At 42.5% G+C, this 15,583-nt stretch carries 17 protein-coding genes; all 17 read right to left on the bottom strand.

Annotated elements, in window-relative coordinates:
* Positions 1-90: 90 nt before the first annotated feature.
* The 17 genes from dusB to MKZ05_RS00405 all read right to left on the bottom strand — a co-directional run bounded on the left by dusB (position 91) and on the right by MKZ05_RS00405 (position 15,553).
* A complete protein-coding gene (gene dusB, locus MKZ05_RS00485) occupies positions 91-1,092 on the bottom strand; it encodes a tRNA dihydrouridine synthase DusB (RefSeq protein WP_003217922.1) in 1,002 nt (333 codons plus the stop codon).
* Positions 1,085-1,318: a helix-turn-helix transcriptional regulator gene (locus tag MKZ05_RS00480; protein WP_212046553.1), complete on the bottom strand. Its 234-nt coding sequence runs from the start codon at positions 1,316-1,318 to the stop codon at positions 1,085-1,087. Before MKZ05_RS00480 ends, dusB begins: the two co-directional genes overlap by 8 nt.
* Positions 1,270-1,773 carry a 2-amino-4-hydroxy-6-hydroxymethyldihydropteridine diphosphokinase gene (gene folK / locus MKZ05_RS00475; RefSeq protein ID WP_137055654.1) on the bottom strand — a complete coding sequence of 168 codons (504 nt, stop codon included), beginning with the start codon at positions 1,771-1,773 and terminating at the stop codon, positions 1,270-1,272. The genes MKZ05_RS00480 and folK overlap by 49 nt, the downstream gene beginning before the upstream one ends.
* Complete coding sequence (gene folB / locus MKZ05_RS00470) at positions 1,770-2,132, bottom strand: dihydroneopterin aldolase (protein ID WP_034620891.1); 363 nt, start codon at positions 2,130-2,132, stop codon at positions 1,770-1,772. The genes folK and folB overlap by 4 nt, the downstream gene beginning before the upstream one ends.
* On the bottom strand, positions 2,125-2,982 hold the full coding sequence (gene folP / locus MKZ05_RS00465) for a dihydropteroate synthase (RefSeq protein WP_044140415.1): 858 nt from the start codon (positions 2,980-2,982) through the stop codon (positions 2,125-2,127). Before folP ends, folB begins: the two co-directional genes overlap by 8 nt.
* Positions 2,983-2,991: 9 nt before the next feature.
* On the bottom strand, positions 2,992-3,840 hold the full coding sequence (pabC, locus tag MKZ05_RS00460) for an aminodeoxychorismate lyase (protein WP_251191522.1): 849 nt from the start codon (positions 3,838-3,840) through the stop codon (positions 2,992-2,994).
* Positions 3,837-4,430 carry an aminodeoxychorismate/anthranilate synthase component II gene (pabA, locus tag MKZ05_RS00455; RefSeq protein WP_339160932.1) on the bottom strand — a complete coding sequence of 198 codons (594 nt, stop codon included), beginning with the start codon at positions 4,428-4,430 and terminating at the stop codon, positions 3,837-3,839. The genes pabC and pabA overlap by 4 nt, the downstream gene beginning before the upstream one ends.
* A 13-nt stretch (positions 4,431-4,443) precedes the next feature.
* Positions 4,444-5,862, bottom strand: a complete 1,419-nt coding sequence (locus MKZ05_RS00450) for an anthranilate synthase component I family protein (RefSeq protein ID WP_339160930.1) — start codon at positions 5,860-5,862, stop codon at positions 4,444-4,446.
* Between the two features lie 124 nt (positions 5,863-5,986).
* Entirely contained in the window at positions 5,987-6,910 is a 924-nt protein-coding gene (gene cysK / locus MKZ05_RS00445) for a cysteine synthase A (RefSeq protein WP_003217917.1), read from the bottom strand.
* 77 nt (positions 6,911-6,987) lie between these two features.
* The gene (locus MKZ05_RS00440; RefSeq protein ID WP_223251241.1) at positions 6,988-7,890 is read right to left on the bottom strand and encodes a peptidyl-prolyl cis-trans isomerase; all 903 of its coding nucleotides are present in this window, start codon (positions 7,888-7,890) and stop codon (positions 6,988-6,990) included.
* A gap of 52 nt (positions 7,891-7,942) precedes the next feature.
* Entirely contained in the window at positions 7,943-8,818 is an 876-nt protein-coding gene (gene hslO, locus MKZ05_RS00435; protein WP_212046557.1) for an Hsp33 family molecular chaperone HslO, read from the bottom strand.
* 15 nt (positions 8,819-8,833) lie between these two features.
* The gene (locus MKZ05_RS00430) at positions 8,834-9,610 is read right to left on the bottom strand and encodes a type III pantothenate kinase (RefSeq protein ID WP_050945788.1); all 777 of its coding nucleotides are present in this window, start codon (positions 9,608-9,610) and stop codon (positions 8,834-8,836) included.
* Between the two features lie 162 nt (positions 9,611-9,772).
* Positions 9,773-11,677, bottom strand: a complete 1,905-nt coding sequence (ftsH, locus tag MKZ05_RS00425; protein ID WP_034620893.1) for an ATP-dependent zinc metalloprotease FtsH — start codon at positions 11,675-11,677, stop codon at positions 9,773-9,775.
* A 95-nt stretch (positions 11,678-11,772) separates the two neighbouring features.
* The gene (gene hpt, locus MKZ05_RS00420) at positions 11,773-12,312 is read right to left on the bottom strand and encodes a hypoxanthine phosphoribosyltransferase (RefSeq protein WP_003217950.1); all 540 of its coding nucleotides are present in this window, start codon (positions 12,310-12,312) and stop codon (positions 11,773-11,775) included.
* A 15-nt stretch (positions 12,313-12,327) separates the two neighbouring features.
* A complete protein-coding gene (tilS, locus tag MKZ05_RS00415) occupies positions 12,328-13,731 on the bottom strand; it encodes a tRNA lysidine(34) synthetase TilS (RefSeq protein ID WP_339160927.1) in 1,404 nt (467 codons plus the stop codon).
* Between the two features lie 96 nt (positions 13,732-13,827).
* The gene (locus MKZ05_RS00410; RefSeq protein ID WP_034665743.1) at positions 13,828-14,835 is read right to left on the bottom strand and encodes a serine/threonine protein kinase; all 1,008 of its coding nucleotides are present in this window, start codon (positions 14,833-14,835) and stop codon (positions 13,828-13,830) included.
* Positions 14,819-15,553 carry a VWA domain-containing protein gene (locus MKZ05_RS00405; protein WP_003217969.1) on the bottom strand — a complete coding sequence of 245 codons (735 nt, stop codon included), beginning with the start codon at positions 15,551-15,553 and terminating at the stop codon, positions 14,819-14,821. Before MKZ05_RS00405 ends, MKZ05_RS00410 begins: the two co-directional genes overlap by 17 nt.
* Between the last annotated feature and the right edge of the window lie 30 nt (positions 15,554-15,583).

The following is a 15,583-nucleotide window of genomic DNA, read 5'->3' as shown; positions in this document are numbered from 1 at the left end:
TTATATCACTCCAATAATGTATTTTGCAGAGAAAAGCAGAAAAACTGCCAGTACATGCACTAGCAGTGAGCTACAAAAAGAAAGATAGTCTTATCCTACTTTTATACTTTGAAGCTCTTTTGCCTCGGCTTCGATCGTAAAGTCATCAAGAACTTGTACAAGCTCCGCTCTCGTTTCACTTTGATTGATTTGATTTCTCACGTCCGCATTGCCTCGGACACCTTTTAAGTACCATGCTGCGTGCTTTCTCATTTCTCTGACAGCCACATGCTCGCCTTTTAGATCAATGAGTCTGTCTAAGTGAAGCTTGCACACTGACATCTTCTCACGTACATTTGGCTCTTCTTTCAGTTCACCCGTTTCTAAATAATGAACCGTTCGATAGATCATCCACGGGTTTCCTAGTGCGGCTCTTCCGATCATGACAGCATCTACACCCGTTTCATCAAGCATACGTTTTGCATCTTGAGGGGTTTTAACATCTCCATTGCCGATGACAGGAATGGAAACAGATTGTTTGACCTCTTTTATAATATCCCAATTCGCTGTTCCTTCGTACATCTGCACACGTGTCCGTCCGTGAAGCGCAACCGCTTGTCCACCTGCTCGTTCAACAGCACGGGCATTGTCAATAGCGAAGATATGATCTTCGTCCCAGCCCATTCTCATTTTCACCGTAACAGGTTTATCTACAGCATCTACAACAGCAGAGACCATTTCATAAATCTTGTTTGGATCAAGCAGCCATTTCGCTCCTGCATCACATTTCGTAATCTTCGGTACAGGACAGCCCATGTTGATATCGATAATGTCCGCTGTGGTATTCTGGTCTACAAACTTTGCTGCTTCAACGAGAGTGTCTTTTTCACCTCCAAATATCTGAAGGCTCAAAGGCTTTTCCCGTTCATCAATGTATAGCATACCCATTGTTCTTGCATTGTTGATCAGGATCGCCTTGTCACTGATCATTTCAGCGCAGACTAAACCTGCTCCAAACTCTTTCACTGTCAGTCTGAAGGCAGAGTTGCACACACCAGCCATAGGTGCGAGCACCACTTTGTTTTTAATGTCGATATCTCCGATTTTAAACATCATTTCCCCTCCTTTCTTCTTCAAGAATTGGCGAAAGTTCTTCCACCGTTATATTTAAAGCATCTGCTATTTGATCAACCAATTGGTTTGTTGGTAATCGATTGCCTCGCTCAATTTCTCCTAAGACAGAGACAGAGATGCCCAGTCTTTTCGCGAACCCTTCCTGAGTATACCCTTTTAGCTTTCGGTATGCACGAATTCTTCTACCCCACATATCTTTTTCCATATGCTTACACCTTCTTGGTCTGTTACGGCATTTATTTGTACTTCGCCGATTTCTGGGCAAATCTCACTCATCGGAACGAGAACGAATAAACGTTCGTACATTCTAGGATGTGGCACTACAAGCTGTTCTGTTTCAATATTTTCACGATTATAAAGTAAAATGTCAAGGTCAGCCGTTCGCGGTCCCCATCTCACTTCTCTTGTTCTGCCTAACTCTTGCTCGATTTTCTGAGTAAGTGTCAGTAGTTCATGCGGACGAAGCGAGGTGGAAATTTTCACAGCCATATTTAAAAAGTCATCTTGGTTTTCGTAACCTACAGGTGTTGTTTCATATATAGATGAGATTGATTCTACTTGAACCTCTGGATGTTCGTGCAGTTTTTTGACGGCTTCTTTTAAATAGGTTTCCTTTTTCCCTATGTTCGAACCTAAAGCGATGTATGCGGTATTGTTCATGCGCGCGATCTCGTCATTTCAATGGCAACGGACTGATAGTGTCCTGGAATTGGCGGATCTGGTTTGATCACCTTCACTGTACATTCCTGAACTGTCGGGAAGTCCTTTAACACTTGGCTCGCAATTCTTTCTGTCAGTGTTTCAACGAGGTTGACTGATTCACCCTCTACAATGCTTTTGCAGATATGGTAGAGCTCTGCATAATTGATCGTCTCATTGAGGTCATCCGTTTGTCCGGCTTTACTTAAATCAAGTGAAGCTGTTAAATCCACACGGAACCGCTGTCCTAATTTATTTTCTTCTGCAAATACGCCATGGTAGCCGTAAAATTCCATTCCATTTACATATACTTTATCGATGATAAGCGCCTCCTTTATTCAACATGGCATCCATCATTTTTGCCATTCTTGCGATTTCTTTTACATCATGTACACGAACCATCGCACTGCCTTTTTGAATCCCAAGGCAGACCGTAGCCCCCGTTCCTTCAGTACGTTCTTCCGGTGGCAGGTCTAAGACAGCTCCGATGAATCGTTTTCGAGATGTAGCTAAGAGCAGTGGATACCCAAGGTGACAAAAATGTTCGAGTTCATTCATGACCATCAGGTTGTCCTCTTTATTTTTCGCAAACCCTACACCTGGGTCTAATATGATCATGTCATCACGGACACCCGCTTGTTTCGCAATTTGAACACTTTCTTTCAAATCTGCGATCATATCTGAAATTAGATGTGTATAGTTTCGCTCTGGCCGATTGTGCATTAAAATAATCGGCACATTGTGCTTCGCTGCCACATGCGCCATTTGAGGATCTGCCTTCGCTCCCCATACATCATTGATGATGGAAGCTCCGGCTTTCACTGCTTCATCTGCCACATGGGCTTTATACGTATCAATGGAAATCGGTACATCCAATTCTTTTGTGATCTTTTCAATGACGGGAATGACTCTTGAAAGCTCCTCTTGTTCTGAGACAAACGCCGCTCCAGGACGAGTCGATTCTCCGCCTATATCAATGATATGTGCCCCGTCCTCTATCAGCTGCGCTGCATGAGCCAGCGCTTTATCCACTTGATTAAACTTTCCTCCATCTGAAAAAGAGTCAGGTGTGACATTTAAAATGCCCATGACCAATGTCTTTTCTTCATAACTAAGGGTGTGGTGCTTGGCTTGTATGATTTTAGGCTGTTTTATCACTTGTTGTGTCATTGTGTCCACCTACTCTTTATGTTCTAGACGTTCTTTAGTATATTGTGTTCTCAATTTCGTTGAGATGATCCGGCTGTTTTGGTGCAAGGAGATTTCCCCTATACTTCCGAAAGGCACAATCCCTTGAACAGAATTGGTCATCCATGCCTCATCAGCTGATAGCAAATGGGAGACCGGGTATCGCCCTACTTTTAGCGACGCCTCCATCGCTTGGAGTGTTTCGATACAATATCGACGAGTGACCCCATTTAAAATGCCTGTATCAAGTGACGGTGTATAAATCACATCGCCTTTTCGCCAAAATACATTGGAGGTAATGCCTTCTGCCACATCATTTTCTTTTGTTAAAAAGATGCCTTCTAACGACGGATCATTCCCCACTTCTCTTTTAGCCAGCAGGTTGTTCATATAATGATGAGACTTGAGGCGCCTTGAACCTTCCGGCGTATTTCTTCTCGTTTGAAGAATGACTCCCTGCTTCTCATCTAAAATAGATTCGGGCCGGAATGGAGAGATCATGACAAACACGACAGGCTCTTCATAAGGATCTGCAGAAAATCCATTGCCTCTGCCTGCAGAAACATTGAAGCGAATTCTCGCATGACCACCGGCTATTTCGTTTTTATTTAGTAAGGTATGAATGATGTCGAGTACAAATGGTTTCTCTATTGTGGATTCGATGCAAAGGTCACGCAATGATTGATTGAGCCTTTCAAGGTGCCAATCTAACAGAAAGACTTGTCCTGCCAGGCTGGTAAATGTTTCGAATACACCGATGCCATATAGAAAACCATGATCAAAAGGAGAAAGAGTGGCGTCTTTCTCCTCTATATACTGACCGTTCAGATAAATGATCATGCGTTTACTTCATGCCCCTTTTTACGATAGGTTTCAATGAAATTTTTCAGCATTTCTTTTCCGAAGGACGTCATAATCGATTCAGGATGAAACTGTACACTTTCAATTGGTAGCTCTTTATGGCGAATGGCCATGAGCTCGCCTTCCTTTGTGCTGGCTGTTGCGACAAAGCACTCCGGCAGCGTCTCGTTTTTGACAATTAATGAATGATATCTCGTTGCGACGAGCGGATTTTGGAGTCCAGTGAAGACACCTTTTCCGTCATGAGCAATCTCTGACGTTTTACCATGCATTAAGCGCTCAGCACGAACGACATCCCCTCCAAAGACTTGCGCAATGGATTGATGCCCCAGGCACACACCGAAGATCGGAATACTTCCCGCAAAGTGCTTGATTGCCTCCATACTAATTCCCGCTTCATCAGGACTGCATGGCCCTGGAGAAATCATGAGAAAATCTGGCTCGAGTTCTTCGATTTCTTGAATGGTTACTTGATCATTCCGTTTCACAATCAATTCTTCTCCAAGCTCACCTAAATACTGGACCAGGTTGTACGTAAATGAATCATAATTATCAATCATTAATATCATGCTCTGCTCACCTCTAACTCAAAATAGTCTCTTCTTTGCTCAACTGTAATGCTTTTTTTACTGCATAGGCTTTTTTAATCGATTCTTTGTATTCGTGCTTTGGTACAGAATCGATGACGATCCCAGCACCCGATTGCATAAATGCTTTGCCTTCAGTGCAGTACGCCGTACGAATGACGATGTTAAAGTGCATATCTTGATTGAATCCAAACCAGCCTATAGATCCAGTATAAAGCCCACGCCTTGTCGGCTCAAGCTCTTCTATGATTTCCATTGTTCTCACCTTTGGAGCACCTGTAATTGTGCCGCCTGGGAATACAGCTCTCATGACATCTACTGCATCACAATCATCACGCAGTTCCCCTTGTACGTTGGATACAATGTGCATCACGTGTGAATATTTCTCAATCGCCATAAATTCGTTCACTCTTACTGAGCCATAAGTGGACACGCGTCCAAGGTCATTCCGCTCAAGATCCACGAGCATCACATGCTCCGCGCGTTCTTTTTCATTTTCAATGAGCTCTTTTGCCAGCGCTTGATCCTCAGCATCGTCTTTGCCTCTTGATCTTGTACCCGCAATCGGTCTTGTTTCTAATTGAGTCCCCTTTTTCTTAATCAGCAGCTCTGGAGATCCACAAACAATTTGGAAATCAGGCGTGTGCAGATAAGACATATAAGGAGATGGATTGACTTGACGTAACGTTTTGTATAAATCATAAGGGTGGGTGTGGAGCTGTTCATCTTGTCTGATGGACAAATTCACTTGGAACACATCACCGCTTGCGATATATTGCTTAATCTTCTCTACTGCTTCTCCAAAGGTTTCTTCGGTAAAAGGTGCTGCTGGTACACATTCTACAGAAGGTTCATGAACAGGTGATTGCGCTGATTCTTTTGCAGAGCTTGTCCACTTTTGCTTCGAATCTTCAAGTCTTTGATGAGTGACACTCACAGATTCCGCTCCCTCTGTGTGAGTGATCAGCCACAGCACGTTTTCTTCATGATCAAAGACTGCAACATCATTAAACACAAGAAAATAAAGGTCAGGTGTTTTCAGGTCATCAATGGACAGCATCTTAAAATGCTCGATATATCTAGCATAATCATAGCTTAAAAATCCAATCGCCCCACCTTGAAAATCAGGGTATTCCTCATTCGTTTCGGTTCGAAGGGTTTGGAACCAATCCGTAAACGCTCTAAATGGATCGCCTTCTTTGAACAGCACCTCATCTTGATAATGGATGGTTGTCATCCCGTCTTTTCCCTTCGCTTTAGCGATTGGGTGAATGCCAGCAATGCTGTATGAACCGCCGCGAGCACTTTCAAGTAGAACATGGTGTGTTTCGCCAGCAGTTAATTGTTCGTATCTTTTCAAGAATGCATCTTTCGTAAAAGGAATTTTGATGCCAATCGGCCTGCGTTGTGTCATGTTATCATCCTTTTTCATTTTCATTAATCTTATTGTAATGCAATCCAATTTATTTAGAAAATAGTATTTGCTTTCCATCTACAGATTTCATAAAAAAACCCCAGCAAATGCTGGGGTAATCAGTTTAATCGAATTGATAAAGAGGTGTGCTGAGGTAACGCTCCCCATTACTTGGGATGATTGCGAGAACCTTTTTCCCTTTACCAAGCTTCTTCGCTGTTTGAAGTGCTGCGTAAATAGCTGCTCCTGAAGAAATACCGCCAAGGATTCCTTCCTCTTTCGCTGCTTTTCTTGCAAGCTCAAATGCATCTTCGTTTTTCACTTGGATAATGCCATCATATACTTCCGTGTTCAAGATGGAAGGGATAAAACCTGCCCCAATCCCTTGGATTTTATGCGGGCCTGGCTTTCCGCCTGATAATACAGGAGAATCTGTCGGCTCTACCGCATAAAGCTGAATCGATGGGATGGCTTCTTTGAGGACTTCACCAGCACCCGTAATTGTGCCGCCCGTACCAACACCTGCAATAAATGCATCAAGCTCGCCGTCGAACTGTTCAAGAATTTCTTTTCCTGTAGTACGACGGTGAATCTCCGCATTGGCTTCGTTGTTAAATTGCTGAGGCATGAAGTAACCGTGCTCTTCTGCCAATTCTTCTGCCTTTTTGATGGCACCTTTCATTCCTTCTGCACCTGGTGTTAATACAAGCTCTGCACCATAAGCGCGTAAAAGGTTGCGACGCTCCTGACTCATTGTGTCTGGCATCACTAGAATTGCGTTAATTCCTTTAGCTGCCGCTACCATTGCAAGACCGATCCCTGTGTTTCCGCTTGTTGGTTCGATGAGCGTGTCGCCGGCTTTTAAAGTACCTTTCGCTTCAGCATCTTCGATCATCGCTAACGCAATACGATCTTTTACACTGCTGCCCGGGTTCATATATTCAAGTTTCAAGTAGACATCCGCACTGTCTTCATCTACTAAACGGTTTAATTTAACGACTGGTGTATTTCCTATTAGTTCAAAAACTGAATTTGCAATACGAGCCATCACTAACACCTCTATCTCCGAGTAATTTTATTGTATTAATATTAAATTATCAATTTCAAAAAATTTTGTCAATGCTTTTAGTCCTGCTCGCCATCGTAAAACCATGTGACTTTTGCTTCTTTCCACAGGGTTTTAACATTCGCCTTTTCACCTAGATCTTCCATGGCAATCTGCCTTTTGATCTGATTTTTGACTTCTTCATACGAGAAGGAGCGACCATCTAATTTTTCTTTCAATTGAATAATGGCATACCCGTTTTTGGTCTCGATCGGTTCTTTTGTCCATTGATCTGGCTGAAGCTTTTGAGCTTCCTGTATGTATAGGGCTGGGATACTTTCTTGTTCTTCTGTGACAAACCCAAGATCTCCGCCATATGGAGAGGTGTAGCGGTCAATGGAGCGTTCAGCTGCCACCGCTTCGAAGCTAGATCCGCCTTTTAGATCCTTCAATACATTTTCAGCTTCGCCCTTTGTCTTCACGACGATATGACGAATACGGTATGAATCATCATATTGATATAAGTCCTTGTTTTTTTCATAAAAGGATTTCGCTTCTTTTTCAGAAACGACAGCATCTCTCGTTAAAAGCTGCTCTAATAATATTTGATAACGAATCTGTTCTGTCCAGTCCTTTTCACTCGTATGTCCATCTTCGTAGAAATTATTTGATACCGCTTTAAGCATCAGCAATTCACGATTGATTTCTTTTGAGGACACCTCAAGCTTGTTTTCTTTCGCAAGCTGATCGACCACCTTCTGATTAATCATTTGCTCAAGTGTTGCCTTTCCATAGCGGTCTTCCATCTTCTTTAACCATTCTTGACGTGTCACCTTCTCTTTTCCAATCGACGCAATTTCTTCACCGCTCTTCCCGTTTGAAGAAGCCTGTGACATTTGCGACTTTGTTAATACATATGCAATGACAACGGCATTGATCATAAGCAACACGAGAATAAATGTCCATACCACTCTTGCTTTCAGTCTCATCTTTCGTCTCCTTTCCATTCTAAAAAGAAAACCCGCTGCTTAGAGCTTAGCGGGTTATTTCTTCACGTAGCTCTTCTAGCTCTTCTTTTGTAAATACATACGTTTCGTTACAAAAATGGCATTGAGCTTCTGCTTGTCCGTCTTGTTCAATCATGTCTTCAATTTCGGCTTTTCCTAGGCTGATAATGCCATTAGAAAAACGTTCTTTTGAGCAGTTACAAGAGAATTCGACAGGTACAGTTTCTAAAATTTGAGGTTTTTCTCCGAGTACTTCTTCTAAAATTTCTTCTGGTGCCATCCCTTTTTCAATGAGTTTAGAAATGGGTTCAATGGTTGAGAGCCGCTTTTCTAATCTTTCAATGACAGCATCTTCTGTTCCAGGCAGTAATTGAATGATGAAACCGCCTGCTGCAAGGATCGAGTTATCTGGATTGACCAAAACCCCTACACCTACAGAGGAAGGCACTTGCTCAGAAGAGACAAGGTAATAAGTGAAGTCATCTCCAATTTCACCTGAAACGATCTCCGTTTGTCCTGTAAAGTGATCTTTCAGCCCGATATCTTTAACAACACTTAACGTTCCAGATGTCCCGACTGCACGTCTAACATCCAGCTTGCCATGTTCATTTAAGTCAAAATGGACTTGTGGGTTTGAGACATATCCGCGCACCTGGCCCTTTGCGTTTCCATCAGCAATGATGGCACCGATTGGTCCACCGCCTTCAATTTTGACCGTTAGCTTATTTTCACCTTTCAGCATAGCACCCATCATGACTGTAGCTGTCATTGTTCTGCCAATCGCTGCTGATGCTGTTGGCCATGTATGGTGTCTTCTTTGTGCTTCGTTGATTGTATCTGTTGTGTTTGCAGCATATGCTCGGACTTTTCCGTCATATGCTAACGCTTTAACTAAGTAGTCCATTCGATTTTAAACCTCCTATAGTACACCGACACGATTACGTTCATAAATGAGTTGAAGTCCTTTTAATGTTAAGAACGGATCAACAATATCAATGCAGTCTGATTCATTTCCAATCAATGTGGACAAACCGCCTGTTGCAATGACTTTCGGTGTTTGTTTCGCTTGCTGCTTCATCCGTTTCACTATTCCCTCGACTTGCCCAACATATCCATAAAGGATGCCGGATTGCATCGCACTGATGGTGTTTTTTCCAACAATGTGATCTGGACGGACAATTTCAATTCTCGGCAGCTTCGCCGCTCTTGTATATAAAGCCTCTGTTGAGATGGTAATACCAGGTGCAATTGCCCCACCCATGTATTGTTTTTGTTCATTGATAAAGCAGTAGGTTGTCGCTGTGCCAAAGTCTACGACAATGAGAGGTGCTCCATATAGATGAATCGCCGCTACTGCATTCACAATTCGATCAGCCCCGACTTCCTTTGGATTGTCACACATAATGTTTAATCCAGTCTTCATCCCAGGCCCTACAATTTGGGGAGTTATGTGAAAGTACTTCTCGCACATTCTTTCTAATGCAAACATCATTGGCGGGACAACAGACGAGATGATAATTCCTTCTATTTGGTCAAACATCAGCCCGACATAATCAAATAAAGACCTGATGGCCATACCAAATTCATCTTCTGTTTTATGACGGCTTGTTTCAATTCGCCAATGGTAGTTTAGATCGCCATTATGATAAACACCTAAAACGGTATTTGTGTTCCCTACATCTATCACGAGTAACAACTTCATCACCACTTTGAATAGTTTCTCAAAAAGAGCATTTTTCGACTTTCTATCATACCATACACGAATTGAGTTCCATTTGTAAACAATTCGAAACCGATCCATTCAGGAATCGAAATAAAAAAAGCTGCCGATGATCCCGGCAGCTTTCACAGAAGGAGATTAGATCTCCTCATCTTCTTCTTTTTTCTTGATGTTCACTTTCACATCATCGTTTTTCTCTTCGTCATCTGCGTATACACGCTCTGGAAGCTTTCCAGTTTCGTAAAGAGATTTAATTTGCTCAGCATCTAATGTTTCAACTTCTAGAAGAGCTTGTGCGATGATTTCTAGCTTATCTTTATTCTCAGTGAGAATTTGTTTCGCACGTTCGTAGCTGTCCTTGATGAAACGCTGAATTTCTTGGTCAATTTCGTAAGCGATCGCTTCACTATAATTCGGCTCGTTGTTAAAGTCACGGCCAAGGAATACTTGACCTCCTTGTGCTTGACCGAATTGAAGTGGACCAAGTTTATCAGACATACCGAACTCTGTAACCATTTTTCTTGCAATGCCAGTTGCACGCTGGAAGTCGTTGTGAGCACCTGTACTTACTTCACCAAACGTAATTTCCTCTGCAACACGACCGCCGAGCAAGCCGACAATTTTATCAAGAAGCTCTGGCTTCGTTTGGAAATAACGGTCTTCTCTTGGAAGCATGACCGCATATCCGCCTGCCTGACCACGAGGAACGATCGTTACTTTATGCACCATGTCCGCTTCGTCTAGGATAAGACCAATGACGGTATGACCTGCTTCATGGTAAGCCACGATATTACGTTCTTTCTTCGAAATGACGCGGCTTTTCTTCGCCGGCCCAGCGATGACACGGTCAGTCGCTTCGTCGATATCACGCATATCAATTTTCTTTTTGTTATGACGGGCAGCAACAAGTGCTGCTTCGTTTAGTAAGTTCTCAAGATCTGCTCCAGAGAACCCAGGTGTTCTGCTTGCAATGGCTTTCAAATTCACTGTATCATCAAGCGGTTTGTTTTTCGCATGAACCTTCAGTACTTCTTCACGGCCAATGACATCTGGGCGGTCAACCGTAATTTGACGGTCAAAACGTCCCGGACGCAGCAATGCAGGATCTAGGATATCTGCACGGTTCGTTGCAGCGATGATAATAATACCTTCGTTCGCACTAAAACCATCCATTTCAACAAGAAGCTGGTTAAGCGTTTGTTCACGCTCGTCATGACCACCGCCTAGACCGGCTCCACGCTGACGACCCACTGCATCAATCTCATCAATAAAGATTAAGCATGGTGCATTCTTTTTCGCATTTTCGAATAAATCACGTACACGTGATGCACCGACACCGACGAACATCTCGACGAAGTCAGAACCACTGATGCTGAAGAAAGGAACGCCTGCTTCTCCTGCAGATGCTCTCGCAAGCAATGTTTTACCTGTACCTGGAGGTCCTACTAGTAAAACCCCTTTAGGAATTCTTGCGCCAAGCTCTGCGAATTTACGTGGGTCCTTCAGGAATTCTACCACTTCTACAAGCTCTTGCTTTTCTTCATCTGCACCGGCAACATCTTTAAATTTCACACGTTTCTTCTCTTCTGTGTAAAGCTTCGCCTTACTCTTACCAAAGTTCATAACACGGCTTCCACCGCCCTGAGCTTGGTTCAGTAAGAAGAAGAACAGGATAAAGATGATGATGAACGGAATGATGGTTGTCAGAACTTGCAGCCATCCATTTGTTTCAGGTGCTGGTTCTACTTTTACATCTGTATTCTTTAGTGCACTGTAAATCTGGTCAACACCTTGACCATCTGGAACATGGGTAATGAAGTATTCATCTTTCTTCGCGCCATCTAATTGACCACGAATTTCATAAACCCCTCTTACAGGCTGAATGGAGATACTCTCCACTTTTCCCGCACTTAGATTTTGCGAAAATTTGCTGTAAGACATGTTCTCAGGCTTTTGATTAGGGGATCCTAACCAACTGACTACCCCTATCACAAGTAATAAAATAAGTATATAAAAAATCGTATTACGAAAAACCCGATTCATTCCTTACCTCCTCCCACAGTAAGCACAACTATGTTCAATAGTATCATAGAAAATCATTCCAATACAACCAATAACCTCATGTATACGTATGCTGATTAGCCTTCGTAAACAGATGGTTTTAACACTCCAATATACGGGAGGTTTCGGTAACGTTCAGCGAAATCCAATCCATAGCCGACAACAAATGCATCTGGCACTTCAAATCCAACATAATCTGCTTTGATGTCTGCTTTACGACCGCTTGGTTTATCAAGCAATGTCACAATTTTTATGGAGTTTGCTTTACGGTATCGGAAAAGCTCTACCAGATAGCTCAAAGTTAACCCACTGTCGATGATATCTTCCATAATTAAAATATCTCTTCCTTCAACAGAAGTATCTAGATCTTTTATGATCTTTACTTCTCCTGAAGATACGGTAGATTTTCCGTAGCTAGATACATCCATAAAATCAAGTTCTAAATATGTATCAATGTGTTTGATCAGGTCTGCCATAAATGGAAGAGCCCCTTTCAAAACACCAATAGCCAGGGGAAATTTACCATCATAATCGCTGGTTAATGTTGCACCCAGTTCCTTCACTTTTTGCTGGATCTCTTCTTCTGAGATCAAAACCTTTTCAATATCTTGTTTCATGCTTTTGCTTGCCCCCTACAAATTTTCATGCTGTCTATATTGTAATACAATGAGATCGCTGTTTGTCATATCAATTTCTTCAAAAACGGATTTTTTCAGACCTGGGATCCAGATGATTTGATGATCCGAGTCAGTGACGATCGGCCAGCTGTCTCTTTCTGCAAGAGGCACTTTTTTATCAATAAATATATCCTTCACCTTTTTTGATCCATTCATCCCTTTAAGTTTCATTCGATCACCATTTTTTCGTGAGCGAATGATCAAAGGGAAACGAACTTGATCTTTTTGAAGCAAGAAAAAATGGTTTCCGTTCCGTGCATCCTTCGGAATATGATTTGATACCACGATAGACTGCCCATTTGGAAGGAAAAGCTTCTCTCCAAGCTCACCCTTTAAGTGAAGAGCATAAGTCTGGTCTAGTACAAGCGATCGTTCAAAGGTAAACATACAGTAATCATAAGACTTGACAGCTTGTAAACCTTTTGGCAAATCTAATGATCCAGACGGTTGTTCGGTATGAGATAACCAGTCCAAAGTCCCTAGAATATGCTGGTTTGAAAACGCTGATTGAGTGTTTTCATAAAGATAGTTTAATATTAGTTGAATGCCTCTTCTTTGTAAAGGCAAAGGCAGGTCAAGCAAAGGCTTCGTTTTGATCTTAATTTGCTTAGGCGATTGATTCGTTATCACTTGGTTCATTTGTTCCTTTGTTAATGCCTGCAAATATTGCTCATCTTCAGTCAGCATGTCACTTACAAACTGAAAGCTTTCATGTACATGAGGTGCCTCTTCTTTTAACACGGGAAGAATGTGTCTTCTTATCCGGTTTCTCAAGTAGTCATCTGTGTGATTGCTTTGATCAATGACATAGGGAATATGTTCTTTTTCACAAGCGGTCAGCACGTCATCCTTGGAATATCCAATGAGCGGCCGAATCAGCCATCCATCTTGATAAGGACGTTTTGCTTGGATACCTGCGAGTCCTATTCCAACTGTCCCTCTCACAAGCCTCATCATCATTGTTTCTACTTGGTCGTCTCCATGATGTGCAAGCGCTAGAAATTGAGCGTTGTATTGCTCCATCAATTGACGAAAGAAAGCATATCTGCACTCTCTTGCAGCTGCCTGTTTGTTTAAGTGGTTTTCTTTTGCATATTGGGCAACTTGTATGCGGGCCGATTCAAAAGGAATTCCTTGCTCCTTGCAGTATGCCTCAACAAATGCCAAATCAGCAAAGGATTCTTCTCCTCTGAACATGTGATCTACATGGGCTGCAATCAGCTGAAAGGAACCTTTTCGACGTTTGTTTAGTTCGTGCAGTAAAAGCATGGAATCTGGTCCGCCAGAAACCCCGACAATGACTGTCGTATTTTCAAGGTAAACATCATGTTTTTTCAAAAATGATTCAATTCTATTCACAACTTCCTCCTCACAAAGAGCAGGTAATTTAAAGATATACATATCCTATCACTTTCAGTAGCTCCAAGCAAAGATGAAGCCTGCTTTTTTACAGGTCTATAGCAGGAACAAAACTACATATGCACAGTAAAGAGCAAGTACACTGCACACGATAAGAACAGTTTCAAAAAGCCCGCCTGATTTTTTGCGTACTGGTGTTCTTTTTGCTGCTGCAACTCTCGATCGTGAAGTCACCTGTTGATTTTGTTGAACAGCGGGCTTTTGCCCGTTTTTTTGCTGCTGCTTCTTTTGACTCGCTTTTCTTGAAGCGATCAGCTGTCCTTCTTTCAGCATTGCACTCTTCATAGCCGCCGCTGATTGGTATTTACCTTGTAGAGCAGCCTTTAACACCCGCTCATAACGCTTTAATAAAGGATGTCCTTCAATGGCTCTGTAAAGCTGCTTTTCCGGTTCTGCTCCTTTTTTGAATTCTTTCTTATACGCACAGTTCACCATCACCATACTTAAGGCAAACAGATCATAGGATGGCTCTGCCTTTCTTGTGCCGAATCCCCAATAGCCTCGATCAAAAAACTCGGTATACTCCTTGATTGCCCTGCCTGCTTTTGTCGTTCCCCCTACATCAATGCACCGGATCGCTGCCGGGGGACCTGACACGATGAGATTATCTGGCTTCAAGTCACCAAAAATCCAGCCTTCTTGATGTAAATGAGCCAGGTTAGATAAAAGTTGAACCATTAAAACAACGATCCACTCATCACCTTTTTGTTTTACAAATTCAAGTAGTAATGGGCCTCTGACATACTCCATCACATAAAAGGAACGCTTTTGAAGCATGCCGGGATAAATCGCATCATCCATATCATAAAAAGAAGGCCCCATGGTTTTCACAGGAGCCTTAGAAAAGGATTTTAACACATTGACTTCAGATGCAATGAGCATACTGTCATCACTCACTTTAAGGGCTACTTGACCATTTGGCGATTCGGCTAGATAGACAATACCGTTCGCCCCTTTTCCTAGCTCTTTTACGATGCGGTAATGATGGTGATGCCATTTCCCTTGAATCACCGTGCCTAACGGAATGTTAGAAGCCGAATTCATCATGCTCTTCCTTTGCTTCAAGCAGCCCTTTACGTGAACGAACTGATTTGAAATGCTGGAGTGCTTCTCGAAGCGCTGGTCCAGTTGGAGTAATTCCTCCCGTGGTCAGTTTCGGGAAAATAGATGACAGTGAATCGAATCGAGGCGTCCAATTCAACACAATTTCAGCATCTGAGTTTTTCCCGGGAAATATACACATTCCAAACTGATTTTCACCAATTCTTGAATTTAAACTAATGGAGAGGTCAATGAGTGCTTCTTTAACGGTCGGCAGCTTCGGTTTCATACTTGCACTTGTATCAACAAGCACAAGTACTTGAAGGTGAACCGTCTCTCCTAACTCATCGACTACTTCCATCACTTCCCCGCGCTTATCAGGCGGAAGCTCTTCTATTTCAGTGTCCTTACCAAGGATTTGCTGCAATTCTTTATTCACAACACCTTGCAAGGTTTGTGTCATCGCTTTTTTTGTAACCATTTGTACCGTTTGAGATAACTGCTGGACGTAGACAACTTGATGAATGCCTCCGCCTGCTAGAGCAATCCCCTCAACTTCTTTCATTGCTTCATGATCGTGTCTGTTTTCCTCCATAATGCCAATGACATTGACTGTAATCCCTTGTTCCTTTGCCAATGAGGCAATCGCAAGTGGATCTTCCCCGTGATTTGAGCAGCCATCTGTAATCAATAAGATTTGGTTTACGTGACCTTTTCGCATCTTCATTCCTCCTGGGATCGTAACTGAATG

The organism is Bacillus sp. FSL M8-0277 (assembly GCF_037975305.1).
Taxonomy (GTDB): domain Bacteria; phylum Bacillota; class Bacilli; order Bacillales; family Bacillaceae; genus Bacillus; species Bacillus pumilus.
Note: the sequence above shows the minus strand (reverse complement) of the source record. Positions and strands in the feature narration are given on the sequence as shown.

Excerpts from the sequence above, each read along its gene's own strand:
- dusB (WP_003217922.1), bottom strand. The coding sequence starts at position 1,092 with ATGTTTAAAATCGGAGATATCGACATTAAAAACAAAGTGGTGCTCGCA.
- MKZ05_RS00480 (WP_212046553.1), bottom strand. The coding sequence starts at position 1,318 with ATGGAAAAAGATATGTGGGGTAGAAGAATTCGTGCATACCGAAAGCTA.
- folK (WP_137055654.1), bottom strand. The coding sequence starts at position 1,773 with ATGAACAATACCGCATACATCGCTTTAGGTTCGAACATAGGGAAAAAG.
- folP (WP_044140415.1), bottom strand. The coding sequence starts at position 2,982 with ATGACACAACAAGTGATAAAACAGCCTAAAATCATACAAGCCAAGCAC.
- pabC (WP_251191522.1), bottom strand. The coding sequence starts at position 3,840 with ATGATCATTTATCTGAACGGTCAGTATATAGAGGAGAAAGACGCCACT.
- pabA (WP_339160932.1), bottom strand. The coding sequence starts at position 4,430 with ATGATATTAATGATTGATAATTATGATTCATTTACGTACAACCTGGTC.
- MKZ05_RS00450 (WP_339160930.1), bottom strand. The coding sequence starts at position 5,862 with ATGACACAACGCAGGCCGATTGGCATCAAAATTCCTTTTACGAAAGAT.
- cysK (WP_003217917.1), bottom strand. The coding sequence starts at position 6,910 with ATGGCTCGTATTGCAAATTCAGTTTTTGAACTAATAGGAAATACACCA.
- hslO (WP_212046557.1), bottom strand. The coding sequence starts at position 8,818 with ATGGACTACTTAGTTAAAGCGTTAGCATATGACGGAAAAGTCCGAGCA.
- ftsH (WP_034620893.1), bottom strand. The coding sequence starts at position 11,677 with ATGAATCGGGTTTTTCGTAATACGATTTTTTATATACTTATTTTATTA.
- hpt (WP_003217950.1), bottom strand. The coding sequence starts at position 12,312 with ATGAAACAAGATATTGAAAAGGTTTTGATCTCAGAAGAAGAGATCCAG.
- MKZ05_RS00410 (WP_034665743.1), bottom strand. The coding sequence starts at position 14,835 with ATGAATTCGGCTTCTAACATTCCGTTAGGCACGGTGATTCAAGGGAAA.
- MKZ05_RS00405 (WP_003217969.1), bottom strand. The coding sequence starts at position 15,553 with ATGCGAAAAGGTCACGTAAACCAAATCTTATTGATTACAGATGGCTGC.